The 22,945-nt window shown below is 68.7% G+C and carries 24 protein-coding genes and 1 riboswitch; of the genes, 12 read left to right on the top strand and 12 right to left on the bottom strand.

Features of this window, described 5'->3' with window-relative positions; translation table 11 throughout:
* The first annotated feature begins 5 nt into the window (after positions 1 to 5).
* On the top strand, positions 6 to 707 hold the full coding sequence (locus D8S75_RS09655; protein WP_119966140.1) for a pirin family protein: 702 nt from the start codon (positions 6 to 8) through the stop codon (positions 705 to 707).
* A 31-nt stretch (positions 708 to 738) separates the two neighbouring features.
* On the opposite strand, the gene D8S75_RS09660 is transcribed toward D8S75_RS09655, so the two are convergent.
* Genes D8S75_RS09660 through D8S75_RS09670 form a run of 3 tightly spaced genes read right to left on the bottom strand, consistent with a single transcriptional unit; the run spans position 739 to position 4,085 of the window.
* Positions 739 to 1,575: a MinD/ParA family protein gene (locus D8S75_RS09660; protein WP_119966141.1), complete on the bottom strand. Its 837-nt coding sequence runs from the start codon at positions 1,573 to 1,575 to the stop codon at positions 739 to 741.
* A gap of 10 nt (positions 1,576 to 1,585) precedes the next feature.
* A complete protein-coding gene (locus D8S75_RS09665; RefSeq protein WP_119966142.1) occupies positions 1,586 to 2,359 on the bottom strand; it encodes a GGDEF domain-containing protein in 774 nt (257 codons plus the stop codon).
* 34 nt (positions 2,360 to 2,393) lie between these two features.
* Positions 2,394 to 4,085 carry a SulP family inorganic anion transporter gene (locus tag D8S75_RS09670; RefSeq protein ID WP_119966394.1) on the bottom strand — a complete coding sequence of 564 codons (1,692 nt, stop codon included), beginning with the start codon at positions 4,083 to 4,085 and terminating at the stop codon, positions 2,394 to 2,396.
* A 93-nt stretch (positions 4,086 to 4,178) separates the two neighbouring features.
* On the opposite strand from D8S75_RS09670, the gene D8S75_RS09675 reads away from it, so the two are divergent.
* From D8S75_RS09675 to D8S75_RS09685, 3 genes are all read left to right on the top strand, one after another.
* The gene (locus tag D8S75_RS09675; protein ID WP_119966143.1) at positions 4,179 to 5,414 is read left to right on the top strand and encodes a PLP-dependent transferase; all 1,236 of its coding nucleotides are present in this window, start codon (positions 4,179 to 4,181) and stop codon (positions 5,412 to 5,414) included.
* Positions 5,415 to 5,526: 112 nt separating this feature from the next.
* Complete coding sequence (locus D8S75_RS09680) at positions 5,527 to 6,309, top strand: DUF2189 domain-containing protein (RefSeq protein ID WP_119966144.1); 783 nt, start codon at positions 5,527 to 5,529, stop codon at positions 6,307 to 6,309.
* 65 nt (positions 6,310 to 6,374) lie between these two features.
* A complete protein-coding gene (locus D8S75_RS09685) occupies positions 6,375 to 6,560 on the top strand; it encodes a hypothetical protein (protein WP_119966145.1) in 186 nt (61 codons plus the stop codon).
* Between the two features lie 13 nt (positions 6,561 to 6,573).
* On the opposite strand, the gene D8S75_RS09690 is transcribed toward D8S75_RS09685, so the two are convergent.
* Entirely contained in the window at positions 6,574 to 7,221 is a 648-nt protein-coding gene (locus D8S75_RS09690) for an arylesterase (RefSeq protein WP_232828999.1), read from the bottom strand.
* A gap of 15 nt (positions 7,222 to 7,236) precedes the next feature.
* Here D8S75_RS09690 and D8S75_RS09695 point away from each other — a divergent pair, with 15 nt between their 5' ends.
* The 4 genes from D8S75_RS09695 (at position 7,237) to ribB (ending at position 10,567) form a co-directional block, all read left to right on the top strand.
* On the top strand, positions 7,237 to 7,932 hold the full coding sequence (locus tag D8S75_RS09695) for an ABC transporter ATP-binding protein (protein WP_119966147.1): 696 nt from the start codon (positions 7,237 to 7,239) through the stop codon (positions 7,930 to 7,932).
* A gap of 94 nt (positions 7,933 to 8,026) precedes the next feature.
* Positions 8,027 to 8,773: a 23S rRNA (guanosine(2251)-2'-O)-methyltransferase RlmB gene (gene rlmB, locus D8S75_RS09700; protein ID WP_119966148.1), complete on the top strand. Its 747-nt coding sequence runs from the start codon at positions 8,027 to 8,029 to the stop codon at positions 8,771 to 8,773.
* A 9-nt stretch (positions 8,774 to 8,782) separates the two neighbouring features.
* On the top strand, positions 8,783 to 9,565 hold the full coding sequence (locus tag D8S75_RS09705) for an SIR2 family NAD-dependent protein deacylase (RefSeq protein WP_119966149.1): 783 nt from the start codon (positions 8,783 to 8,785) through the stop codon (positions 9,563 to 9,565).
* Between the two features lie 3 nt (positions 9,566 to 9,568).
* Positions 9,569 to 9,757: riboswitch (FMN riboswitch) on the top strand.
* 132 nt (positions 9,758 to 9,889) lie between these two features.
* A complete protein-coding gene (ribB, locus tag D8S75_RS09710) occupies positions 9,890 to 10,567 on the top strand; it encodes a 3,4-dihydroxy-2-butanone-4-phosphate synthase (protein WP_232829000.1) in 678 nt (225 codons plus the stop codon).
* A gap of 40 nt (positions 10,568 to 10,607) precedes the next feature.
* Here ribB and D8S75_RS09715 read toward each other — a convergent pair whose 3' ends face one another.
* Positions 10,608 to 11,198 carry a c-type cytochrome gene (locus D8S75_RS09715; RefSeq protein ID WP_119966150.1) on the bottom strand — a complete coding sequence of 197 codons (591 nt, stop codon included), beginning with the start codon at positions 11,196 to 11,198 and terminating at the stop codon, positions 10,608 to 10,610.
* 232 nt (positions 11,199 to 11,430) lie between these two features.
* Between D8S75_RS09715 and D8S75_RS09720 the strand changes: the two genes are divergently transcribed.
* Both D8S75_RS09720 and D8S75_RS09725 read left to right on the top strand, forming a co-directional pair.
* Positions 11,431 to 12,597 carry an ABC transporter substrate-binding protein gene (locus D8S75_RS09720; protein WP_119966151.1) on the top strand — a complete coding sequence of 389 codons (1,167 nt, stop codon included), beginning with the start codon at positions 11,431 to 11,433 and terminating at the stop codon, positions 12,595 to 12,597.
* A gap of 174 nt (positions 12,598 to 12,771) precedes the next feature.
* The gene (locus D8S75_RS09725) at positions 12,772 to 17,130 is read left to right on the top strand and encodes a PAS domain S-box protein (RefSeq protein WP_157982627.1); all 4,359 of its coding nucleotides are present in this window, start codon (positions 12,772 to 12,774) and stop codon (positions 17,128 to 17,130) included.
* Between the two features lie 16 nt (positions 17,131 to 17,146).
* Here D8S75_RS09725 and D8S75_RS09730 read toward each other — a convergent pair whose 3' ends face one another.
* The 3 genes from D8S75_RS09730 to D8S75_RS09740 all read right to left on the bottom strand — a co-directional run bounded on the left by D8S75_RS09730 (position 17,147) and on the right by D8S75_RS09740 (position 19,408).
* Entirely contained in the window at positions 17,147 to 18,055 is a 909-nt protein-coding gene (locus D8S75_RS09730; RefSeq protein WP_119966153.1) for a diguanylate cyclase domain-containing protein, read from the bottom strand.
* A gap of 181 nt (positions 18,056 to 18,236) precedes the next feature.
* Positions 18,237 to 18,830, bottom strand: a complete 594-nt coding sequence (locus D8S75_RS09735) for a chromate transporter (protein WP_119966154.1) — start codon at positions 18,828 to 18,830, stop codon at positions 18,237 to 18,239.
* Positions 18,827 to 19,408 carry a chromate transporter gene (locus D8S75_RS09740; RefSeq protein WP_119966155.1) on the bottom strand — a complete coding sequence of 194 codons (582 nt, stop codon included), beginning with the start codon at positions 19,406 to 19,408 and terminating at the stop codon, positions 18,827 to 18,829. Before D8S75_RS09740 ends, D8S75_RS09735 begins: the two co-directional genes overlap by 4 nt.
* 157 nt (positions 19,409 to 19,565) lie before the next feature.
* On the opposite strand from D8S75_RS09740, the gene D8S75_RS09745 reads away from it, so the two are divergent.
* Positions 19,566 to 20,411: a fumarylacetoacetate hydrolase family protein gene (locus D8S75_RS09745; protein ID WP_119966156.1), complete on the top strand. Its 846-nt coding sequence runs from the start codon at positions 19,566 to 19,568 to the stop codon at positions 20,409 to 20,411.
* On the opposite strand, the gene D8S75_RS09750 is transcribed toward D8S75_RS09745, so the two are convergent.
* On the bottom strand, positions 20,412 to 20,696 hold the full coding sequence (locus D8S75_RS09750; RefSeq protein ID WP_119966157.1) for a 7(1) septoil knot domain-containing protein: 285 nt from the start codon (positions 20,694 to 20,696) through the stop codon (positions 20,412 to 20,414).
* A gap of 132 nt (positions 20,697 to 20,828) precedes the next feature.
* On the bottom strand, positions 20,829 to 21,233 hold the full coding sequence (locus tag D8S75_RS09755) for a hypothetical protein (RefSeq protein ID WP_198673177.1): 405 nt from the start codon (positions 21,231 to 21,233) through the stop codon (positions 20,829 to 20,831).
* 175 nt (positions 21,234 to 21,408) lie between these two features.
* Here D8S75_RS09755 and D8S75_RS09760 point away from each other — a divergent pair, with 175 nt between their 5' ends.
* Positions 21,409 to 22,032 (top strand): hypothetical protein, encoded by a 624-nt coding sequence (locus tag D8S75_RS09760; protein WP_119966158.1) that lies wholly within the window; start codon positions 21,409 to 21,411, stop codon positions 22,030 to 22,032.
* Between the two features lie 22 nt (positions 22,033 to 22,054).
* Here the strand turns inward: D8S75_RS09760 and D8S75_RS09765 are convergent, their stop codons facing one another.
* A complete protein-coding gene (locus tag D8S75_RS09765; RefSeq protein ID WP_119966159.1) occupies positions 22,055 to 22,270 on the bottom strand; it encodes a YjfB family protein in 216 nt (71 codons plus the stop codon).
* Positions 22,271 to 22,335: 65 nt separating this feature from the next.
* Positions 22,336 to 22,938: an IMPACT family protein gene (locus D8S75_RS09770; RefSeq protein ID WP_119966160.1), complete on the bottom strand. Its 603-nt coding sequence runs from the start codon at positions 22,936 to 22,938 to the stop codon at positions 22,336 to 22,338.
* Positions 22,939 to 22,945: the final 7 nt, after the last annotated feature.

Here is a 22,945-nt window from a genome sequence, read left to right on the forward strand (position 1 = left end):
CTCACATGCTGACAGTGCGCAAATCACAGGACCGGGGCTACGCCGACCATGGCTGGCTGCAGTCGTTCCATAGCTTTTCGTTCGCCGGTTACCACGATCCGCGCCACATGGGTTTTGGCAACCTGCGCGTGATCAACGAGGACCGCATTGCCCCGGGGATGGGCTTCGGCACGCACGGCCACCGCGACATGGAGATCATCAGCTATGTGCTGTCAGGCGAGCTGGCCCACAAGGACAGCATGGGCAACGTGACGGCCATTCCGCCTGGCGAGGTGCAGCGCATGAGCGCGGGCACGGGCGTGATGCACAGCGAGTTCAACCATGCCGAGGGCCAGACCACGCATTTCCTGCAGATCTGGATCCTGCCCCGCGCGCAGGGCGTGGAGCCGGGCTACGAGCAGAAGGCCTTTCCCCTGGAGGAAAAGCGCGGCACATTGCGCCTCGTGGTATCTGGCGATGGCGCCCAAGGCTCGGTGAGCATCAACGCCGATGCGGCCCTGCATGCCGGGCTGTTCGATGCCGGTGAATCGGCCGCGATGGCGCTGGACCCCGCGCGCAAGTACTACGTGCACCTGGTCCGTGGCCGTCTGCATGCGAATGGCCAACCCCTGGCGGCCGGCGATGCGGCGCTGCTGACAGGGGAGCAGCGCCTGGTGCTTGACCAGGGCGAGGATGCGGAAGTGCTGGTGTTCGACCTGGAACCCTGAGGCAGCTCGCGGCGCGCCGCGCCGCGGTGCTTCAAGCCTTGCGGATCAGCAGGGCTTCCTCGATCTTGTTGGCCAGTTGGGAAATGGCCAGCGCCGCAGGGCAGCCCGGCACCTGCAGCAGCAGCAGCTGGCGGCGCATCACCGCGTCGCGCACGGTCAGATCGGCTGGGATGTCGCCCATGTGGATCAGGCGCAGCGGGCGGCCGGAGTCGGTGGCCACGAAGCGCTCCAGCACCTGCTGGAGCTGGCTGGTGATGGCCCGGCCGTCTCCCGGGCGCGCGGCCTGGTTGACGACCATGCGCACATGCTGGCGCTTTTGCTGCATGGCCAGCACCTTGATGGCGGCGTAGGCGTCGGTCAGCGAGGTGGGTTCGGGCGTGGCCACGATGAGCACCTCGGAGGCCAGCGAAACCGAGAACAGCACCACGTCGGAAATGCCGGCGCCGGTGTCGAGCAGGATCACGTCGAAGCGTGGGGCCAGGGTCTGGATGACGTTCAGGAACTGGTTGCGCACCTCGGGCGTGAGGCGCGAATACTCGACCATGCCCGATCCCGCCAGCACGACCGAGAAGCCGCCCGGCGCGGGGATCACGGCATCGTCCAGGCTGGCCTTGCCGGTGAAGACGTCGTGCAGCGTGATCTTGGGGTGCAGGTTGAGCACCACGTCCAGATTGGCCAGGCCCAGGTCGGCATCGAGGACCAGCACGCGCTGGCCGCGCCGTGTGAGCGCCGCGGCGAGGTTGGCGGAAACGAAAGTCTTGCCGACACCACCCTTTCCGCTGGTCACGGCGATGATGCGCGCGCCCGGGGCGCCCGGAGCGGAGGTGGTGGACGAAGGGAGGGTGGAGGGGGACGGCGCGTCGCTCATCTCTTTGCTTTCAGTGGGCGCTGTCGTTGAGGTTCATGGCGGTCAGGTCGCCCCAGCCCGAAGGTGTGTAGAGAGGGCCAAAAAGCATGCCCTTCTCTTCGGCGGTGACGGTGCTGTCGGGCTGCTGCTCGATGCACACGCGGTTGCGGCCATCGAGCTTGGCCTGGTAGAGCTGGTGGTCGGCGCGGTCGGTCCACAGCGGCGTGGTCGAGCGTATCCACTGCAGGGCATAGGCCCCGCCGATGCTGATGGTGATGTCGAGCACGGTGGTGCTGTCGATGCGCACGGGCGTGGCCGCGATGGTGCGGCGGATGCGCTCGGCCACGGCCTTGCCGAAGGCAGCCTGGCAGGCTGGCAGCACCACGGCGAATTCCTCGCCGCCGTAGCGCGCCAAGGTGTCCATGGGGCGGACGCATTCGCTCAGCGTGCGTGCCACGGCCTGCAGCACGCGGTCGCCGGCGGGGTGGCCATAGGTGTCATTGACCTGCTTGAAGCGGTCGATGTCGAGCATCAGCAGCAGCGCGGCCTCGCCCGAGCGGGTCACGCGGTCGATCTCGCGCTCCAGCACGGCCTGGAAGTGGCGGCGATTGGCCAGCCCGGTCAAGGGGTCCTTGAGCGAGAGATCGCACAGCCCGTCGATCAGCCTTTGCAGGTACTGGGTGGGTGTAGGCGTGGGCGTGGGAGGGGCTGGATGTGCGACAGCGTCATGGCCGACCAGCGATATGGCCGTGTCCAGGCGGAGGTCGCGCAGATCGACGATTGGGGAAGACGCGGTGTGGGGCACGGATGATTACGGTTCAGTCTGCGAAGTGTAACCTTCACGCGGTCTCTACCGGCATGGTTGTACCAATTTGTTGCAGGGCCTGGAGCGTCTCCGCATCGGTGCGGTAGGTGCGCAATTGCGGTCCGGCGGCGAGCATGCCCGCGCGCTCCAATGCCTGTTCCACGGGCAGCTTGAGCCCGCTGATATGCAGCGTGCAGCCGTGGCGCTGCACCAGGGCGCGCAGGCGCGCGAAGGTTTCCACGCCGGTGACATCCACGCGGTTGATGGGCTGGGCGAACAGGCAGACATGGGCCAGGCCGGGCAAGTCCGCCATGCGTTCGGACAGGGTGCGCTCCAGGGCGCTGGCCGAGGCGAAGTCCAGCTCGGCGTCCATGCGCAGGGCCAGCAGGTGGGGCGCCAGCGGGGGCAGGTGCCACAGGTGGCGGTCGCGCAGGCTGCCGTCGGGGTGCAGGCCAACCTCGATGATGCGCGGGTGCAGCCGCTGGTAGAGGAAGTGGCTCAGGTTCACCACCAGCCCCGCCAGCACGCCCCAATAGAGGTTGGGCGCCGCCGCCAGCGTGATGGCGAAGGTGAGCAGGCCGATCACGGCCTCGACGCGCGAGATGCGCCAGAGTTGCGGCAGCAGGGCGGGCTTGATGAGGCCGGTGATGGCCGTCACCACCACGGCCGCGAGCACCGCCTGGGGCACGTGGTACAGCGCCGGAGTGAGCCACAGCAGCGCCACCAGCACCAGGGCGCAGGCGAAGATCGTGGCCCAGCCGGTGCGCGCGCCGGCATAGAGGTTGATCGCCGAGCGCGAGAAGGAGGAACTGGTGGTGAAGCTGCCGCACAGCCCGGCGCTGATCTTGGCCAGGCCCTGCGCGATCAGGTCCTGGTTTTCGTTCCAGCGCGTGCCGCCATCCTGGTGCTCCACCTTGGCGCTCGATGCCGTTTCCAGGAAACTCACCAGCGTGACCACCAGCACCGGCATGATGAGCGCGCCGAGCGTGCTCCAGGGCAAGGCGCCGGGCCAGTAGGGCTGGGGCAGGCCGGCGGGCAGCGCGCCCACCACGGCGCCGCCGCCTGCGGCATAGCCCAGGGCCTGGCTGGCCAGGGCTGCGGCACCCATCACGACGATGACGGCCGGGAAGCCTGGCCAAAAGCGCTTGGCCAGCGCCAGCGCGGCGATGCTGCCCACCCCCATGCCGGCGCCCAGGAGGTCGAAGTGCCGCAGTGCCGGGCTGGCGAGCAGTTCGCCCAGCGGCACGCGCAGGCCGGCGAGGGCGGGCAGTTGCGAGGCCAGGATCAGCAGCGCCGCGGCCTGGGTGAAGCCACTGAGCACCGGCGAGGTGACGAGGTTGAGCAGCCAGCCGAAGCGCACCAGGCCCAGCAGCAGCTGCAGCACGCCCGTCAGCAGGGCCATCCAGGCGGCCAGCGCCACCCATTGCGCGCTGCCGGGCTCGGCCAGGCCGGTGAGCGAGGCGCCGATGAGCAGGCTGGTCAGCGCCGTCGGGCCCACGCTCAACCGCGATGACGAACCCCAGAGCACGGCTACCAGCGCGGGGATGAGCGATGCATAAATGCCCGTCACCAGCGGCATGCCGGCCAGAGCGGCATAGGCCACCCCCTGGGGAACGAGCATGAGCCCCACGGTCATGCCGGCCCAGAGCTCGCCCCGCAACAAGGTCGCGTCTGGGCGGGGCCAGGCCAGGAAAGGAAACCAGCGGACGAGGGAAGCGGAAAACATGGCCGCCATTGTCGCGCGGCCGCCGGCCCGCCACTGTCGCGAGCAGGCGGGGACGCATGCGGGAATCGCCGCGCGGTGCCTTAGGATCGCGGCATGAAAGACACAGAACAAACCCTGGATCTGACCACCCGCATCGTCCACCACGACTATCAGCCGCCGTCCGGCTTCGTGGCCCCGCAGCCGGGCGTGTTCAAGGCGTCGACCGTCATCTTTCCGAACGTCGCCGCCATGCGCACCCGCGAATGGAAGGACAAGAGCGGCTACACCTATGGCCTGCATGGCACGCCCACCACCTTCATCCTTGAAGAGCGCCTTTGTGCGCTGGAAGGCGGTCTGCAGTGCGTGCTGGTGCCCAGTGGCCTGGCGGCCATCGGCAACGTGTCGCTGGCGCTGCTCAAAGCCGGCGACGAGGTGCTGGTGCCCGACAACGCCTACGGCCCGAACAAGGGCATGAGCGTGGCCACGCTGGCGCATTTCGGTATCCGCGCCGTGCTTTATGACGCGCTTGATCCGACCGATCTGGCCGGGCGCATCACGCCCGCCACGCGCCTGGTCTGGCTGGAGGCGCCCGGCTCGGTGACACTGGAGTTCCCCGACCTTCCGGCCTTGGTGCGCATTTGCCGAGAACGCGGCGTGACCACGGCGCTGGACAACACCTGGGGCGCGGGCCTGGCGTTCGCGCCCTTCGACCTGACCGGCGATGGCAGCCTCGGTGTCGACATCTCCGTCCACGCCCTGACCAAATACCCCAGCGGCGGTGGCGACGTGCTCATGGGCAGCGTCATCACGCGCGACCCGGCGCTGCACATGCAGATCAAGCTGTTGCACATGCACCTGGGCCTGGGCGTGGGAGCCAACGATGCCGAGGCCGTGCTGCGCGCGTTGCCCAGCATCGGCCTGCGCTACCGTGCCCACGACCAGGCCGCTCGCGGCCTGGCGCTGTGGATGCAGCAGCAGGCGTCCGTGGTGCAGGTGCTGCACCCGGCGCTGCCGGGGTCGCCCGGCCATGTGCACTGGAGCACGCTGTGCGGCGCCGCCAACGAAGGGCAGGGCGCCGCAGCGGGGCTGTTCAGCGTGGTGATCGATCCGCGCCACACCCAGGCGCAAGTGGATGCCTTCTGCGATGGCCTGCGCTTCTTCAAGATCGGCTATAGCTGGGGCGGGCCGATGAGTCTGGTGATGCCCTACGACTTGCACGGCATGCGCCGGCTGCCGACGCCGCACCTGCACCCGGGCACCCTGGTGCGGTTTTCCATCGGTCTCGAAGCCGTGCAGGACCTGCGGATGGACCTGGAGCAGTCCCTGCGCCAGGCCTTCGCGCCGCGGTAAGCCGGTCCGGCGCCGGCAGCGCCTATGCCCTACTGATGAAGTGGGATATTTTTTGAGCTAAATCAATGATTTGGTGCGCGTCCTACAGTGGGTCTATCACTCCTGTCGCGCCATGAACACCACCACCGCACCGGATACCACCGCCAAACCCATCGCCCTGCGCGCCCTGCAATGGTCCGACCCCTGGCGCTGGCTGCGCCAGGGCCTGCGGGATGTCCAGGCCGCGCCGGGCATCGCCCTGTTCTATGGCGCCTGGTTCTGGGGCATGGCCCTGGTGCTGGGCTGGGTGTTCCGCTCGCGGCCGGAATACGTGATGTCGATGGCCAGCGGCTGCCTGCTGGTCGGGCCGTTCCTGGCCATGGGCCTGTACGACACCAGCCGCCGGCGAGAGGCGGGCCTGGCGCCCGACTTGGGCCAGTCCATCACCTGTTGGGACCGGCACCTGGGCAGCATGGGCATGCTCGTGCTCGTGCTCGTGGTGCTGGAGCTGCTCTGGGGACGCGCCTCGCTGGTCGTCTTCGCCGTGTTCTTCAACACGGGCATGCCCTCCACCACGGGCGTGGTGCAGGCCATCTTCAACCCCGAGAACTGGAGTTTCGTCCTGGTCTACATGATGGTGGGCGGCATTTTTGCCGCGCTGGTGTTCTCCACCACGGTCGTGTCCATTCCGATGATCCTCGACCGGGACACCGATGCGCTGACCGCCGGCATCACCAGCATGCGCGTGGTGCTGGAAAACACCGGCGTGATGCTGCTTTGGGGCGTGCTGATCACCCTGCTGGTGGCCGCATCGCTGTGGGCCTGGGGCGCGGGGCTGCTGTTGGTGGGCCCGCTGCTGGGGCATGCGAGCTGGCACGCCTACCGCGCGGCCGTGAAAGCGCCGGACCCGGCCTGAACCCCATGGGCGCCAAGGCAGCATGCTGTTACAGTGGGTGTCAACCACTTTAGAAAGCACGCACCTTGGCCACACCCAACTACGGATACGAAAAACGCCAGCGCGAGCTCGCCAAGAAGCAGAAAAAGGAAGACAAGCTGCGCGCGAAGGCTGCCAACGCGCGCCAGGCCGCTGCCGCAGCCGAAGCCGGCGAAGGCCCGGCCAATTCCGCGCCCACGGATACCCCGGCCGCCGAAGGCCCGGCGGCCTGATTCAGCGGCGGCCTCAGCGCAACAGCGGCCGCAGCGCCGGCCAGACGTTGTCGAGCATGCGCGGGTGTGCCTGGGCGCTGGGGTGGATGCGGTCAGGCTGGAACATCGTGGCCGCGTCGGCACCGTTGGCCACTCCCTCCAGGAAAAACGGCACGAGCGCTGTCTTGTGCTCGCGCGCCACCACCTCGAAGGTGCCGGCGAAGCGCCGGGCGTAGTCGGTGCCGTAGTTGGGTGGCACCTGCATGCCCACCAGCAGAACGCGCGCGCCGGCTTGCTGCGCTGCCTTGACCATGGTGCCGAGGTTGTCCTCGGTGTTCTTGAGCGGCAGCCCGCGCAGCGCATCGTTGCCGCCCAGTTCGATGACCACCACCGTTGGCTTGTGCTGCGCCAGCAGACCGGGCAGCCGGGCGCGTCCGCCCGCCGTGGTGTCGCCGCTCACGCTGGCATTGATGATGGTGGCGGGCCGCTTTTCGGCGGCCAGGCGTTTTTCCAGCAGCGCCACCCAGCCCGTGCCCCGGGGCAGGCCATATTCGGCGCTCAGCGAGTCGCCCAGCACCAGGATGGCCGAGCCTGAGGCCAGGGCCGGCAGACTGCAAAACCCCGCGAGCGCGCCGGCCGCCGCGCTCAGGATAAAGTGACGCCGTAGCCGATCTCGTATCACAGAACAAAACCTTTCATGTCCGAAGCCTCTACCTCGCCCGTGCAGCCCATTATTGCCGTGGAGCATGTCTTCAAGTCGGTCTCCGATTCCACCGGAACACTCGACATTCTGCGCGACATCGATTTCCAGCTGGCGCCGAGGGAAACCGTGGCCATCGTTGGTGCCTCGGGCTCGGGCAAGAGCACGCTGCTGTCCATCATCGCCGGGCTCGACACTCCCACGCGCGGCACGGTGCGCCTGGGTGGGCAGGATTTGTTCGCCCTGACCGAGGACGACCGCGCCGCGCTGCGCGCGCAGAAAGTGGGCTTCGTGTTCCAGAGCTTCCAGCTCATGGGCAACCTCACGGCGCTGGAGAACGTCATGCTGCCGCTGGAACTGGCCAACCAGCGCGATGCGCGCAAGCGCGCCGCCGAGATGCTGGCGCACGTGGGCCTGGGCCAGCGCCTGGGCCACTACCCCAAGGTGCTGTCGGGGGGCGAGCAGCAGCGCGTGGCGCTGGCGCGGGCCTTCGTGGTGCAGCCCGCCGTGCTGCTGGCCGACGAGCCTACCGGCAGCCTTGATTTCGCCACGGGCGAGACCATCATGCAGCTCATGTTCGACCTCAACCGCGAGCAGGGCACCACGCTCGTGCTGGTCACGCACGACCGGGGCATCGCCGAGCGCTGCGAGCGGCGCATCACCATCGAGGCCGGGCGCGTTTCCGGCGCGTGACGTCGTTTTGAGCGTTTTTTGCCTCCAGCGCTTTGTGGTAAAGCGCTGGCAGCTATTGAATTGATAGCGGTTGGACGGAGCGGATAATTGCCCCATGTCCAGCCCCAAAGTCCTGTTCGGCTTCCATGCCGTGGGCGTGCGCCTCAAGACGGCGCCGCAATCCATCATTGAAATCTATTACGAGGCCACGCGCCGCGACGCGCGCATGCGCCAGTTCCTGGACCGCGCCAAGGAGGCCGGCGCCCGCCTGATCGAGGCCGACAGCCTGCGCATCGCCAAGCTTGCCGGCAGCCACGGCCACCAGGGCGTGGCCGCGCGCGTGGAGCCGGTGGCGCAGGTGACCTCGCTCGACGAACTGCTGGAACAGCTCGAAGCCGACGGCGTCGAGCAGCCCCTGCTGCTGGTGCTCGACGGCGTGACCGACCCGCACAACCTCGGCGCCTGCCTGCGCGTGGCCGATGGCGCCGGCGCCCATGCCGTGATCGCCCCGAAAGACCATGCCTCGGGCATCAACGCCACCGTGGCCAAGGTGGCCAGCGGCGCCGCCGAGACCATGCCGTACTTCATGGTGACCAACCTGGCGCGCACGCTCAATGAGCTGAAGGAGCGCAACATCTGGATCATCGGCACCAGCGGCGACGCGCCCCGCAGCATCTACCAGGCCGACCTCAAGGGCCCCGTGGCGCTGGTGCTCGGCGCCGAGGGCGACGGCATGCGCCAGCTCACGCGCAAGACTTGCGATGAGCTAGTGGGCATTCCCATGAAGGGCGCGGTCGAGAGCCTGAACGTTTCCGTGGCCAGCGGCATCTGCCTCTACGAGGCCCTGCGCCAGCGCGGCTGAGACCCGGCCATGGAGGACGGCGCCCCGTTGGAGACCGTGCGCGGCTGGCTGTGCGCGGCGCACCGCATCGCCGTGCTCACCGGCGCCGGCATCAGCGCCGAATCGGGCGTGCCCACCTTCCGTGACGCGCAGACCGGCTACTGGGCACAATTCCGCGCCGAGGACATGGCCACAGAGGAAGGCTTCCGCGCCCATCCCGGGCGTGTCTGGGGCTGGTACCAGCACCGCCGCCAGATGCTGGCGGGCGTGCAGCCCAACGCCGGCCACCGGGCGCTGGCCGAATTCGCGCGGCGGCATCCCGGGCGCCTGACCCTCATCACCCAGAACGTCGACGGCCTGCACCAGCGTGCCGGCAGCACCGATGTGCTGTGCCTGCACGGCGACCTGATGGAAGACCGTTTTCTCGATGTTCCGCGCGCGTGCTGCCACCCCGATACGGTGGAGGCGGGCAGCCCGCCGCACTGCCCGCGCTGCGGCAACATGCTGCGGCCCGGCGTCGTCTGGTTCGGCGAGAACCTGCCGCTGCGCACGCTGGAGGCTGCGCAGCAGGCGGCCCGCGCCTGTGACCTGATGCTGGTGGTGGGCACCGCCGGCGCCGTGTACCCGGCGGCGGGCCTGGCGCGCATCGCGCGCGACGCCGGGGCGCGCGTGGCCATCGTCAATCCGCAGCCCACCGAACTCGACGCCGTGGCGCACATGGTGCTGCGCGGCACGGCGGCGCAGGTCCTGCCCGTGCTGCTGGCCCCGGCCGGTAGCGGGGGTGACAACGGCCCTGTACCCGCCACGCCATAATCACGGGGTCTTCAGGGCGGGGTGGAATTCCCCACCGGCGGTAGGCGGCGCGCATGGCCATCCTTGCGCACCGCGAGCCCGCGAGCGCCCTGGCCGCTTCGGTGGCCAGGGGTCAGCAGACCCGGTGCGAGGCGGCCCCTGCCGCTTCCAGTCCGGGGCCGACGGTCACAGTCCGGATGAAAGAAGATGTGCCGAACGGGCGCCGCGCGCGCCCGCTCGGCCATGCGCTGCGCGCTTGTTTCCGCCGTGGGCGGGAGCGTGCGCGCGGGTGCTTCTTGCATGCAAGCCTTGGGGCGTTTCTTTCAATCTTTTGAGGAGCGTTTCATGCCTTTTTCCGATTCCTTGGATTCCCCCGTTGCCTGTCCTGGCGCCACGCAGGAGGCCGTCGTGCTCGCGCCGCTGCCCGAGGTGGTCGCCGCCATCGCGACGGGCCGCCCGGTGCTGGTGCTCGACGATGCCGACCGCGAGAACGAGGCCGACCTGGTCTGCGCCGCCGCCAATATGAGCGAGGCCACCATGGCGCTGATGATCCGCGAGGGCAGCGGCATCGTCTGCCTGTGCCTCACGCCCGGGCATGCCCGGGCGCTGGGCCTGCGGCCCATGGTGGAGGTGAACCGCTCGGCGTTCTCGACCGCTTTCACGCAGTCCATCGAGGCTGCGCATGGCGTGAGCACCGGCGTTTCGGCCGCCGACCGGCTGCAGACCGTGCGCTGCGCCCTGCGCATTCCGGCGCCGGGCGCGGCGCCCGAGGTGGTGAGCCCGGGCCATGTGTTTCCGCTGGTGGCGCGTCCGGGCGGTGTGCTGGAACGCAGCGGCCATACCGAGTCCGCCGTGGACCTGGCCGTGCTCGCCGGCCTGCCGCCCGCGGGCGTGCTGTGCGAGCTGATGAACCCCGATGGCAGCATGGCGCGCGGCACCCAGGTGGCGCGCTTCGCGCAAGCGCACGGCCTGCTGTGCACCACGGTGCGGGCCTTGGCGGACTACCGGCGCACGCAGGCCTGAGCCGGGCGCCCGGGCCGTGCGCGGCCCGGGCAAGGCGGGGTCAAGGCAACTGCGACAGGTAATCCGCCACGGCCTTGGCTTCCATCTCGGTCAGGCGCGAGGCCACCAGGTGCATGGCCTCGTTGTCGTTGGTGCGGGTGCGCAGGTTGAAATCCTTGAGCTGCGACAGCAGGTAGCGCGCGTTCTGCCCGGCCAGGCGTGGCAGGCTGGCGGTGCCGCTCGCGTTCTCGCCATGGCAGCTGGCGCAGGCGGGCACGCCCGACCAGCTGTTGCCCTTGGTGTAGATGTAGCGGCCCACCGGAATGATGTCGGCGTCGGCGACGCGGTGCGTGCGCGCCTTCTTGGCGGCGAAGAAGTCGGCCAGGCCCGCGATGGCCTCTTCGGACAGATCGGCCACCTGCGGGGCCATGGTTTCGCTGACACGCTTCTTGGACTTGAAGTCCTGCATCTGCTTGACCAGGTATTCGCGGTTCTGCCCCGCCAGCGACGGGAAGATCGGCGAGGTGGCATGCCCTTCGGCACCATGGCAGGTGGCGCAGCGGCTGTTGACCAGGGCCTCGGCGGTGGGCTCGGCGGCCCAGGCGGCGGGTGCGATGAAGGCGCAGGCGAGCGCGAGAGTGTGCAGTTTCATGGGATGTGCGGCGCTAGCGGAAGGATCGAGACGGCGTCCATTGTTCTACCAATCGCCAGGCTTTGCAGCAGAGGGATATGTCTTGATCCGCGTCATGTGTTTTCCGTGCCGTGGGGCTGGAAGATGGCTGGTGGATGGGGGAAAACGCTGAAGCTGTCACGAAGCTGACAGTGTGAACCTGGCATTTGCCGATAGCCTGCGCCACCTTTCGTTTTTGAGGCGTAACCCCACCATGAGCCGTCGTCAATTCCTCTTGCGCGCCACGCAGGCGCTTGCCGCCACCGGTCTGCCCGCCTGGGCCCACAGCGCCCGCGCGGCGGAGATCGAGGTGCCCGCCCGGCAGATCGCGCTGGGCTGCTCCATCGCGCTCACGGGGCCGCTGGGTGCGGCCGGTGTCGAGCAGCTGGCCGGCATGAAGGCGGCGTTCGCCGAGGTGAACCGCCATGGCGGCATCCATGGCCGCGAGATCCACATGGAGGTGAAGGACGATGGCTACGTGCCCGCCAACACCCTGAAGAACGTGACCGAGATGGTGGAGTCGCAGTCGATCTTCGCGCTGATCTCGCCCCTGGGCACGGCCAATACCGCGGCCATCCTGCCGCTCATCGAGGGCAAGGGCATTCCAACGGTCGGTCCCATCACGGGCGCGCCCTCGGTGCGCAGCGCCGACCAGCGCAACATCTTCTTCGTGCGCCCCAGCTATGCCGACGAAGCCCGCCGCCTGGTGCAGCAGATGGTGGCCATGGGCCTGCGGCGCATCGCCATCGTCTACCTCGACAACCCGTTCGGCAAGGAGGTGCTGGGTTACATGTCCACGGCACTGGACGAGGCCAAGGTCGAGCGCGCCGGTGCCTTCGCGCTGGCCGTCGATGGCAAGAATGGCGAACAGGTCGCCGAGAAGGTGTTCGCCGACGGCCCCGGCGCCGTGCTGCTGGCCACCACGGGCGTGGCCAACACGGCGTTCGTGCTGCCGTTCCGCGCGCGGGCCAAGGGCGTGCCGCTGGCCGGGCTGTCGGTCACCATCTTCCCGTCCGAGCTGCCCAAGCTGGGCGAGGGCACGCGCGGCATGGCGGCGGTGCAGGTGTTCCCCGATGCCACGTCGAGCAAATCGATGATGGTGCGCAAGTTCCAGTCCACGATGAAGGCCACCGGGGGCAATCCGGATTTCTTCACCAGTGGCAGCAGCCTGGAGGGTTGGATCAACGCGCAGGTGATGATCGAAGGCCTGCGCAACGCTGGCAAGGACCTGAGCCGCGAGCGGCTTCGCGCGGGCCTGGCCGGCATCCGCGCGCTTTCGTTCGGCGATTTCAGCGTCGGCTTCGGCAACAAGACACCCTATGTGGGTTCCAATTCGATCTACCTCGCGGTCTACGCCGAGAACGGCCGGCGCCTGAGCTGACGCGCCGCCCGCCCTGCGCCCGGGCTTGCGCTAGCTCAAACAGGCGCGGCAAAGGCCGCCCGGATGGCGGTTTGCCACGTTGACGGCGCCTCGGACCGCTGCTGATACTGGCCGCGAACCGCTGGCGGGACGGGACGCACGGCCCGTTTGCCGCGGCACGCCACAGGAGGGGCCATGGAACCATCCCAGGGTACGCAAGCCGCGTTGCGGCAGGAGCTGGACCGCCTGGAGCAGGCGAACCGGACGCTGCAGGTGCAACTGGCCGAGGCCTCCGGCGCGCTGCAGGAGGCGCGCGCCACGCTGGCGCGCAGCGCGGCCTACAACAAACGGGTGTACCAGGACGCGCCGGTGCCCATCGTCATCATCGACCCGGCCATCGGCATCGTGGACTGCAACATGGCGGCGGTGCGCATCTACGGCTTTTCCTCGCGCGACGAGGTGCTGGGCAAGATGCCGCTCGACTTTTCGGCCCCCACCCAGTACGACGGTACCGACACCCAGACGGCGGGCGAGGAGATCACCCGCACGATCTTCGAGCACGGCATCGCCAACTTCCTTTGGCGCGCGCGCCGCGCCAATGGCGAGATCTTCGACGCCGAGGTCAACCTCATGGCCTTCGACTGCGGCGGCCGCATCCTGCTGCGGTTCACCGTGGACGATGTCTCAGAAAAGCGCCGCGCCCGCCGGGAGATCGACCGCCAGCAGGCCGAGATCCGCAAATTGCTGGAAGAGCAGCAGGTGATTTTCGAGAACGCGCCCAACGGCATCTGCTACACGGCCGATGGCGTCATCCTGCGCGCCAACCGGCGGCTGTGCGAGCACATGGGCGTCAGGCTCGAAGACCTCATTGGAAAGCCGGTGGCGCAGTGCATGTTCCGCACGGCCACGAGCTACGAGGCGTTCTCGGCCATCGCCGCCCCCTTGCTGGCGCAGGGCAAGGAGGTGCGCACCGAGTGGGAGTTCATGCGCGACGACGGCTCGCTGTTCGTGGCCATGGTGTCGGGCCAGGGCATCCGCATCCCGGGCTTCGAGCGCTCTGCCGTATGGATCTACGAGGACATCACCGAGCGCAAGCGCCTGGAAAAAGACCGCCAGGAGAACGAGGAGCGCCTGCGCCGCATCCTGGAGAACAGCCCGGTGGGCGTGATCATCGGCACCGAGGACGGGCGCCTGGTCTTCGCCAACCGCCAGCACGCCGAGATGCTGGGCGTGCGCCCCGAGGACCTGGCCTCGCACCACGCCAGCCGCACCTGGCGCAACCCCGCCGACCGTGAGCGTTTCATGGCCCAGTTGCGTCGCGACGGCTCGGTCAAGGGCTACCAGGCCGACTTCGTGCGCACCGACGGCACGCCGCTCACGGTGCTGCTGTCGTCCATCCTGCTGGACTTCTCGGACGGGCGCTACCTGGTCTCGTGGATCAACGACATCACGGAGCGCCAGATCGTCGAGCAGCGGATCGCGCGCAGCGAGGAGCGCCTGAACCTCGCGCTGCGCGGCGCCAACCTGGGCATGTACGACTGCGCCATCGATGACCAGCGGCGGATCGTGGATGTCGCCGTCAACGACATCTGGGCCGAGATGCTGGGCTACGAAAAGAGCGCCTTGCTGTCACGCTACCCCGACCACATGGCCTGCTGGGCCGACCTGATCCATCCGGACGACCTCGCACGGGTGCGCGAGCGCCTGCGCCGCTTTCTCCACAACGAGGCACCGGACTACACGGAAACCTTCCGCATGCGCACCGCCGATGGCGACTGGCGCTGGATTCTCGACATCGGCCACGCGGCCCTGCGCGGGGCCGACGGCTGCCCGCGCCGCTTGGTGGGCATCAACCAGGACATCACCGAGCAGAAGGCCGCCGAGGCCAGCCTGCGCGCCAGCGAGGCGCACAACCGCAACCTGCTGGCCGAGCAGCGGATGATCTTCGACAACGCGCCCAACGGCATCATCCACACCGCCGACGGCGTGATCCTGCGCGTCAACCAGCGCATGGGGGAATGCCTGGGGTACCAGCCCGAAGAGCTGATCGGACAGCCAGGAAGCATCATCTACCACTCGCCGGAAAAATACGCCGAGTTCGGCGCCATGGTGGGCCCTCTGCTGGGGGCGGGCAAGGATGTGAACGTGGAATGGGAGTTCGCGCGCAAGGACGGCGGCACCTTCGTGGCCCAGGTGTCCGGGCGTGCCATCCACGCGGCCGACCACCGCCATGTGACCATCTGGGTGTTCGAGGACATCGCCGAGCGCAAGGCCACCGAGCGGGCCATGGAGGAGGCGCGCCGCGTGGCCGAGGAGGCGGCCCGGGCCAAGAGCGAATTCCTGGCCAACATGAGCCACGAGATCCGGACCCCGATGAACGCCATCATCGGCATGTCCCACCTGGCGCTGCAGACCGCCCTGGACGCCAAGCAGCGCAACTATGTGGAGAAGGCGCACCGTTCGGCGGTCGGCCTGCTGGGCATCATCAACGACATTCTCGACTTCTCCAAGGTCGAGGCCGGCAAGATGGTGCTGGAGCAGACGGGATTCCGCCTGGACGAGGTGATGGACCACCTGGCCAACCTCATCGGCATCAAGACGGAGGACAAGGGGCTGGAGCTGCTGTTCAACGTGGCACCGGACATTCCGGGCGAGCTCGTGGGCGACCCGCTGCGCCTGGGGCAGATCCTGGTGAACCTGGGCAACAACGCCGTCAAGTTCACCGAACGGGGCGAGGTGGTCATCGGCATCGAGAAGGTGGACGAGGAGGGCGGTGGCGTGGAACTGCACTTCCGGGTGCGCGACACCGGCATCGGCATGTCGCCCGAACAGTGCGCCAAGCTGTTCCAGCCCTTCAGCCAGGCCGACAGCTCCACCACGCGGCGCTACGGAGGCACCGGTCTGGGGCTGGCGATCTCGCGCGCGCTGGTCGAGCAAATGGGCGGGCGCATCTGGGTCGAGAGCCAGCCGGGCCAGGGCTCGGAATTCCATTTCACGGCGCGCTTCGGCCTGCAACCCGCGTTGCAGGCACCGCGCCGGCCGGGGCGCGAGGCGCTGGAGGCCATGCACGTCCTGGTGGTGGACGACAACGAGTCCGCGCGCGAGATCACCGCCGGCATCGCGCGCAGCCTGGGCCTTCACGTGCAAACGGCGGCCGACGGCCGCGAGGCGCTGGAGGCCGTCGACGGTGCGCAGCAGCACGGCCGGCCCTTCGACCTGGTGCTCATCGACTGGAAGATGCCAATGATGGACGGCATCGAAACGCTGCGCCACATGCACGAGCGCCAGCTGGTCCATGTGCCCGCCACCATCATGGTGACGGCCTACGGCCGCGAAGAAGCGCTGGGCGCCGCCGAACGCCAGGGGGTGGCGCTCAAATCGGTACTCACCAAGCCGGTCATGGCCAGCCAGCTGCTCGATGCCATCGGCTGCGTCATCGAGCGCAAGGGCCTCACGGAAAACCGCGCCGCCTTGCTGGCGCAGGACAGCCTGGAGGCCATGCGCCAGCTGGCCGGCGCGCGCGTGCTGCTGGTTGAAGACAACGAGCTGAACCAGGAACTGGCGCTGGAACTGCTGCGCCATGCCGGGGTGGAGGCGGTGCTGGCCACCAACGGCCAGGAGGCGCTGGACCGGCTCGCGCAGGACGCGCGCTTCGACTGCGTGCTCATGGATTGCCAGATGCCGGTGATGGACGGCTACGAGGCCACGCAGCACATCCGCGCCAACCCGGCGCTGCGCGCGCTGCCCGTGATCGCGATGACCGCCAACGCCATGGCCGGCGACCGCGAGCGCGCGCTGGCCATGCGCATGGACGACTACATCGCCAAGCCGCTGGACGTGGGCACCATGTTCGGCACCATCGCGCGCTGGGTGGCCAAGGCGCGGCCGGTGCCAGCCGCTGGCGCGCCGGCGCACCGGCCGCAGCCGGCGGTGCCCGGGCCGGGTGCCGGTCTGCCGCCACTGCCCGGTATCGACACCCAGGCGGGCCTGGCGACCAGCATGCACGACGAGCGCCTGTACCGTTCGCTGCTCGCCAAGTTCCACGCCAGCCAGGCGCGGTTTCTGGAGAGTTTTCGCGGTTCGCAGTCGGGAGCCGATGCCTCGGCCCCCGAGCGCCTGGCCCACACGCTCAAGTCGGTGGCGGGCAGCGTGGGCGCGCGCGGCGTGCAGGCGGCCGCAGCCGGGCTGGAGCGAGCCTGCCGGGCGGGCGACCCACCGGAGCGCCTCGAACCCCTGGCGGCGCTGGTGCAGGCCGAGCTGGGGCCGGTGCTGCGCGGCTTGGAGGCGCTTCTTCCCACGCCGGGTGGCCCGCAAGCAGACACCGGGCCAGCGCCGGACAGGGCGCGCGTGGAGGCGTTCGATGGCCAGCTCCAGGCGCTGCTGGCGGAGGGGGACGCGGGATCGCTCGACCTGATCGGCACCGAGGCCGCGCTGCTGGCCGCCGCCTATCCTGGCCGCCACGAGGCCATCGGGGCGGCCATCCAGGGCTTTGACTTCGAAACCGCGCTGGGGCTGATCCGCGAGGCGGGCTCCGCTGTGGGCGTCAGCGGCTGACGGGCGGCCGCGCCGGTCAGCGGCTGCGCGTCACGTAGCGGTTGCGCCCGGCGCTCTTGGCTTCGTACAGTGCGGCGTCGGCCAGGTCGATCAATACCTGCGCGCTCTCGTCGGCCCGGGGCACGGCGGTGGCCACGCCCAGGCTGATGGTGATGTAGCTGTGCGTGGACGAGTGTGCGTGCTCCAGGCACTGGGCCACGATGCCCGCGCGCATCTGCTCGGCCAGGCGCTCGGCACCGCCGCTGTCGGTGGCCGGCAGCACGCAGGCGAACTCCTCGCCACCGCAGCGCGCCACCAGGTCGGTGGTGCGCGTCACGCACGATGCCAGCGCCCGGGCCACATGGATCAGGCAGTGGTCGCCACGGGGGTGGCCGTAGTGGTCGTTGAAGGCCTTGAAGTGGTCGATGTCGATGGCGATCAGCGAGAGGGGGGTTTGCTCGCGCGCGGCGCGGCGCCACTCTGCCGCCAGGTAGTCGTCGAAGCGGCGCCGGTTGCTGATGCCGGTGAGGTGGTCCTGCGTGGTCAGGCGCTCCAGCAAGTCGCGGCTGCGCTTGAGGTCGATGTGGTTGCGCACCCGTGCCTGCACGATGGACGGGCGGATGGGCTTGACGATGTAATCGATGGCGCCGAGTGAGAGCCCCCGGGCCTCGTCCTCTTCCTCGTCGCGCGAGGAGATGAACAGCACCGGAATGCGCGCCGTCGCCGGGTTGTGCTTGAGCCGCGTGCAGACCTCGTAGCCATCCATGCCGGGCATCATCACATCGAGCAGGATGAGGTCGGGCGGTTCGGCCGCCGTGGCCAGCGCCAGGGCCCGTTCGCCATTGATGGCCACCTTGACCTTGTAGTGCTCCTTGAGCACGGCCGAGATCACCTGCAGGTTCTCGGGGGAGTCGTCCACCACCAGAATGCTTGCCTGTGGTTCCATCGCCTGCCTCCATGGCATACCCGTTTGGGCCGAGCCTTCACCGTATGCTTTTCCGGGGGAAATGCCTACGTGGTTTGCCCCGGCGGGGCACGGGAAAACAGCGGTGGGCTGCGCTGGATCAATGCGCATCCATGACGGGCGAACAAGGTGCGGAAGCAGGTTGACGCAATCGCCGCATGGGTCACACCCAGCCCAGCACCCCCAGCAGCGCGCCCGCGCCCAGCATCCACAGCAGATGCAGCCGGGTGCGCCACACCAGCAGCGCGGCGGCGGCCGTCAGCAGCCACAGCGGCCAGTCGGTGGCGGGCTGGCCCTGGGCCCGTCCCAGCACCCAGGTGGCCGCCATCAGCAGGCCGATGACCAGCGGCGCCATGCCCTGCTTGAAGGCGCGCACCGCGCGGCGCTCGCGGTTGCGGTGCGCCCAGCGCGTGGCCAGCCAGGTCAGCGTGGCGCTGGGCAGCATGATGCCCAGCATGCACAGTGCCGCGCCCAGCAGCCCGTAGGCCCAGCCCATGGCGCCGGGGCCGCCGGCGTTCAGGCCCACATGCCAGCCCAGCAGGGCGATGAACAGCACGTTGGGTCCCGGCGCGGCCTGGGCGATGGCGATGCTGGCGTTGAACTGCATGTCGGTCAGCCAGGCATTGCGGTCCACCAGGAAGCGGTGCATGTCGGGCGCCGTGGCGATGGCGCCACCCACCGCCAGCAGCGAAATGGAAAGGTAGTAGAGGAACAGGTGCAGCCAGTCCAGCGGCTGCAGGGTGATGGCGTGCGTCATGGCGCGAGCTTTCGCCAGGTCAGCACGCAGGCCGCGCCGCCCACCACGAGCAGCAGCCCGTACAGCGGCACGCGCAGCCACACGATGGCGGCGAACGCCACCGCCGCGATCACCGCGCACGGCACCGGACCCAGCGGGTGCGTGCGCAGCGCGGCGGCCAGCTTCAGGCCCATGCCGCCGATCAGCCCGGCCGCCACCGCGCCCATGCCGCGCAGCGCCCCGGCCATGGCCGGGTGCGTGGCCCACTGCGCATAGACCAGCGCCACCGCCAGCGCGATCGCCAGCGGGAACGACAGCATGCCCGCCAGCGCCGCGAAGGCGCCGCGCAGGCCGAAATGCCGGTCGCCGATCATGATGGAGAGGTTGACCACGTTGGGCCCCGGCATCACCTGGGCCACGGCCCAGTCCTCCAGGAACTCCTCGTTCGTCATCCAGCGCTTCTTCTCCACCAGCTCGCGCTGCACCACGGCCACCACGCCGCCAAAGCCCTGCAGGGCCAGCCAGGTGAAGGACCAGAACAGATCGGCCGGGTTGCGAGGCCGGGGGCGGGTATCGGGCGGCAGAGGATCGGGGACCATGGGTTTGAATGAAAAATGGCCTTGGCGCCCATGGGTAAAGCGCTATAAGCTATATAAATAATAGCATTTCAGTTGAATGCTATGTGTCCCAATGGTACGCTTGCGCGCACCCGCCAGCCGCGCTGGCGCCCCTTTCCATGCTTGCAGGACTTCCCCCATGAAACTCATCCGTTACGGCCAGCCCGGTGCCGAGCGCCCGGGCCTCGTCGACGCCCAGGGCGTGCTGCGCGACCTCTCCATGCTGCTGGCCGACATCGGTCCCGCGCAGCTGGCCCCCCGCACCCTGGCGGCGCTGGCCGCCATCGATGCCGCGCGCCTGCCCGCCGTCGAAGGCCAGCCGCGCCTGGGTTGCCCGGTGGGCGGCGTGGGCAAGATCGTCTGCGTGGGCCTGAACTACCGCGACCACGCGCTCGAAGCCGGCATGCAGCCGCCCGCCGAACCTGTGCTGTTCATGAAGGCCGTCACGGCCATCGCCGGCCCCAACGATGCGCTGCGCATCCCGCCCGGTGCGCTCAAGACCGACTGGGAGGTGGAGCTGGGCATCGTCATCGGCACGCGCGCCCAGCGCATCGCCGAGGCCGACGCGCTGGGCCATGTGGCGGGCTACGTGCTGGCCAACGACGTGTCCGAGCGTGCCTGGCAGATTGAGCGCGGCGGCCAGTGGGACAAGGGCAAGAGCCACGACGGCTTCGCCCCCATCGGCCCATGGCTGCTCACGGCCGACGAGGTGACCGACCCACACGCCATCGACCTGTGGCTGGAGGTGAACGGCCGGCGCGTGCAGGACGGCAGCACGCGCAACTTCATTTTCGGCGTGCCCACGGTGCTGGCCTACATCAGCCAGTTCATGACGCTGGAGCCCGGCGACATCGTGCTCACCGGCACGCCCGCTGGCGTGGGCCTGGGCCAGAAGCCCGCGCCCTGGTTCCTCAAGCCCGGCGACGTGCTGCGCCTGGGCGCCACGGGGCTGGGCGAGCAGTCGCAGATGTGTGTGGGCGGCTGATCAGCCCAGCTTCCCGCGCAGCGGGTGGTCGGTGTCGCGCCAGCCGGCCTTCTCGATCAGCCCGACCTTGAAGATCTTGAGATCCGCCTGGTTTTCGTGCTTGACCCGGAAGATCTTGAAGCTGGCCCGGTTCCCGTACTGCACGAAGAACCAGTTCGCATCGCCCGTGGCCTGGGTTTCATAGGCGGCCTCGTGCCAGCACAGATCGGCCTGGCTCTCGTGGTGCACCTCGCAGACGGTCGCGTCGGCCAGATTCGCGTACCTGACTTCCAGGATTCTTGCCATGGGCGCCCCCTTCCAGGGATGAAACAAATGTCAGCGCTGATGCAGTGGGCCGGGTGCGCTGCCATGGAGACAGGGTAGCGAAAAAATGCCGACGCTGCGATGGGGATGTACCCACATCTCAAACCGATGCCGTCAGCCCCGCCAGGCCGTGCCTCCCTCCACCTGCACGGCCTGGGCGCGGCCCAGGGCTTCGAGGGTTTGCAAGAGCGTGGGCAGGCCCTTCTTCCACGGGCCGCGGCCCTTGAAGCGTCGCTCGATGGCGCTCCAGGACAGCGGCGTGGGGCTGGCGGCCAGGGCGGCGGCCACGGCGCGCACCTGCTCGGGCAGGGTGGGGGGCCAGGGGTACTGCGCGGGTTTGGTTTGCTCTTGTTTTGATAGCTGTTTTTCACTATCGAAATCAGCCTCTTGCGCTTGTTTTCCCTGCGGTAGCAGCTCCTGTTTTTGTAGTGAATTTTGCGGATTTTTAAACTCGGAGCGCAGCCAGCGCACGCGGCCCTGGGTTTCTTCGGCTGCGTTGTGTGTTGAGTCGAGGCTCAAGGCGTGAGGGTCGGCATGGCGAGCCTCGAAGAGGTTATTGCGCTCGCAATACTGGCGCGCCACTGCTTTTGATCAAGAGGCCAGCATCTTTTGCTTTCTGGGCCAGGGGCCGGGCGATAGACTGGGTTACGGTCTGTTTCAGAAAGGGGTTTTCATGCTGCGATCACTGTCTTTGATGGCACTGGCTCTGTGGGCGGGGGCGGTGTCCGCCACGCCCCGCATTACCTCGTACAACGCGGAGTGCCATGCGTGCGGCGAGAAGCGGGTGCAAATGGGCAGCCACAGTTTTTGTGCCCTGTCGTATGTGCACAGCGGGGGCTTCAACAGCTATTGCGCTGTGGGCGGCTCTCCAAAATCCTGGTTTCTGATCGCCAAGGACCCCGACGCGGGTGAAACGCAGGCCTGCGGCGCTGTGTGCATGGACCTGGACGACTCTGCCGGTGGCGCCGATCCGGTGGTGGCTCCACCGTCGCCTCCGCCCGTTTCGCGCCCCACGCCCGCGCCCGTGGATCGCCCCGATCCTGCTCCGGGTGGGGTGCCCGACACGTTTGGCCCCTACCAGTCGACGTTCGGCACGCTGACGATGCAGCGCAGTGGCAACCGTGTCACGGGCACCTATACGCACAAGGGTGGTCGCGTGGAGGGCTCGCTCAGCGGCAACACGCTGACCGGGCGCTGGACCCAGACCAATGGCGAGGGCCGCATGGTGTTCCGCTTCAACCCGGATTTTTCAGGTTTTACCGGCATGTGGAGCTACGGCGATGCCGCGCCCAACCAGGAGTGGAACGGGCGCCGGTGAGTCTCGGATCGGTAGCAGGCTCTCAGGCGTAGGTATTGAGCTGCGTCCCCAGCGAGCCCGAGGTGGCGAGCTGGGGCTGTGGCACGGACTGCACCATGGCTTCGATCATGGTGTCGGCGGCGGCCTCCTGTACGTCGAGTGCCTTTTTCAGCATGGCGATGTTGACGGCGTCGGACGTCTTGGCGCTGGCCATGGCGGTGGCGGTGCTGACGATGTTGTTGGCGAGGGACACATCCATGGGGCAACTCCAGGCAGGGGATGCGTGGTTATCGGCGCGCGCGCCGGTTTCTGTAGGGTATTCCGTCAGGGGGCCTCTGCGGGGGGATCTTCCCAGCCCACGCGGCCCTGGCCGATGTCGTTGATTCGCTGCACGAAGGCGGCGGCCTGGGCCTCGGGCAGACGCAGCCGCAGCGTGACCAGGCTGCCGTGCCGCACCTCCAGCAATTCCGCGCCAGCGGCGTCGATCTCGCGGCGCAGCAGGCCTTCCTGGGCGTAGGGCACCACGCATTGCAGGGTTTTCATGCGCTGCAGCGGCACCTTGGGCGCCGTCAGCAGGGCCTGGGCCACGGTGTCGGTGTAGGCGCGCACCAGGCCGCCCGCGCCCAGCTTGACGCCGCCGAAGTAGCGCACCACGGTGGCCAGCACGCCTTCAAGATCCTGGTGGCGCAGCACGTCGAGCATGGGGCGGCCAGCCGTGCCGCCGGGCTCGCCGTCGTCCACGGCGGCGGACTGGCCGCCCGCCAGCAGCGCCCAGCAGATGTGGGCGGCGCCGGGGTGCTGTTTCCACAGCGCATCGACATGCGCCTGGGCGCTGGCGCGGTCGGGCATGGGCTGCACGCAGCCGATGAAGCGGCTTTTCTTGATGATGAGTTCGCTGTGCGCGGGGGCGGCCAGGGTTTGGGGCATGGGGGCG

It is taken from the genome of Simplicispira lacusdiani (assembly GCF_003604195.1).
Taxonomy (GTDB): Bacteria; Pseudomonadota; Gammaproteobacteria; order Burkholderiales; family Burkholderiaceae_C; genus Simplicispira; species Simplicispira lacusdiani.

Bases quoted from the DNA above. Each gene is read 5' to 3' on its own strand.
- D8S75_RS09655 (WP_119966140.1), top strand. From the start codon at position 6: ATGCTGACAGTGCGCAAATCACAGGACCGGGGCTACGCCGACCATGGC.
- D8S75_RS09660 (WP_119966141.1), bottom strand. From the start codon at position 1,575: ATGAGCGACGCGCCGTCCCCCTCCACCCTCCCTTCGTCCACCACCTCC.
- D8S75_RS09670 (WP_119966394.1), bottom strand. From the start codon at position 4,085: ATGTTTTCCGCTTCCCTCGTCCGCTGGTTTCCTTTCCTGGCCTGGCCC.
- D8S75_RS09675 (WP_119966143.1), top strand. From the start codon at position 4,179: ATGAAAGACACAGAACAAACCCTGGATCTGACCACCCGCATCGTCCAC.
- D8S75_RS09680 (WP_119966144.1), top strand. From the start codon at position 5,527: ATGAACACCACCACCGCACCGGATACCACCGCCAAACCCATCGCCCTG.
- D8S75_RS09695 (WP_119966147.1), top strand. From the start codon at position 7,237: ATGTCCGAAGCCTCTACCTCGCCCGTGCAGCCCATTATTGCCGTGGAG.
- rlmB (WP_119966148.1), top strand. From the start codon at position 8,027: ATGTCCAGCCCCAAAGTCCTGTTCGGCTTCCATGCCGTGGGCGTGCGC.
- D8S75_RS09705 (WP_119966149.1), top strand. From the start codon at position 8,783: ATGGAGGACGGCGCCCCGTTGGAGACCGTGCGCGGCTGGCTGTGCGCG.
- ribB (WP_232829000.1), top strand. From the start codon at position 9,890: ATGCCTTTTTCCGATTCCTTGGATTCCCCCGTTGCCTGTCCTGGCGCC.
- D8S75_RS09715 (WP_119966150.1), bottom strand. From the start codon at position 11,198: ATGAAACTGCACACTCTCGCGCTCGCCTGCGCCTTCATCGCACCCGCC.
- D8S75_RS09720 (WP_119966151.1), top strand. From the start codon at position 11,431: ATGAGCCGTCGTCAATTCCTCTTGCGCGCCACGCAGGCGCTTGCCGCC.
- D8S75_RS09725 (WP_157982627.1), top strand. From the start codon at position 12,772: ATGGAACCATCCCAGGGTACGCAAGCCGCGTTGCGGCAGGAGCTGGAC.
- D8S75_RS09730 (WP_119966153.1), bottom strand. From the start codon at position 18,055: ATGGAACCACAGGCAAGCATTCTGGTGGTGGACGACTCCCCCGAGAAC.
- D8S75_RS09735 (WP_119966154.1), bottom strand. From the start codon at position 18,830: ATGACGCACGCCATCACCCTGCAGCCGCTGGACTGGCTGCACCTGTTC.
- D8S75_RS09740 (WP_119966155.1), bottom strand. From the start codon at position 19,408: ATGGTCCCCGATCCTCTGCCGCCCGATACCCGCCCCCGGCCTCGCAAC.
- D8S75_RS09745 (WP_119966156.1), top strand. From the start codon at position 19,566: ATGAAACTCATCCGTTACGGCCAGCCCGGTGCCGAGCGCCCGGGCCTC.
- D8S75_RS09750 (WP_119966157.1), bottom strand. From the start codon at position 20,696: ATGGCAAGAATCCTGGAAGTCAGGTACGCGAATCTGGCCGACGCGACC.
- D8S75_RS09760 (WP_119966158.1), top strand. From the start codon at position 21,409: ATGGCACTGGCTCTGTGGGCGGGGGCGGTGTCCGCCACGCCCCGCATT.
- D8S75_RS09765 (WP_119966159.1), bottom strand. From the start codon at position 22,270: ATGGATGTGTCCCTCGCCAACAACATCGTCAGCACCGCCACCGCCATG.
- D8S75_RS09770 (WP_119966160.1), bottom strand. From the start codon at position 22,938: ATGCCCCAAACCCTGGCCGCCCCCGCGCACAGCGAACTCATCATCAAG.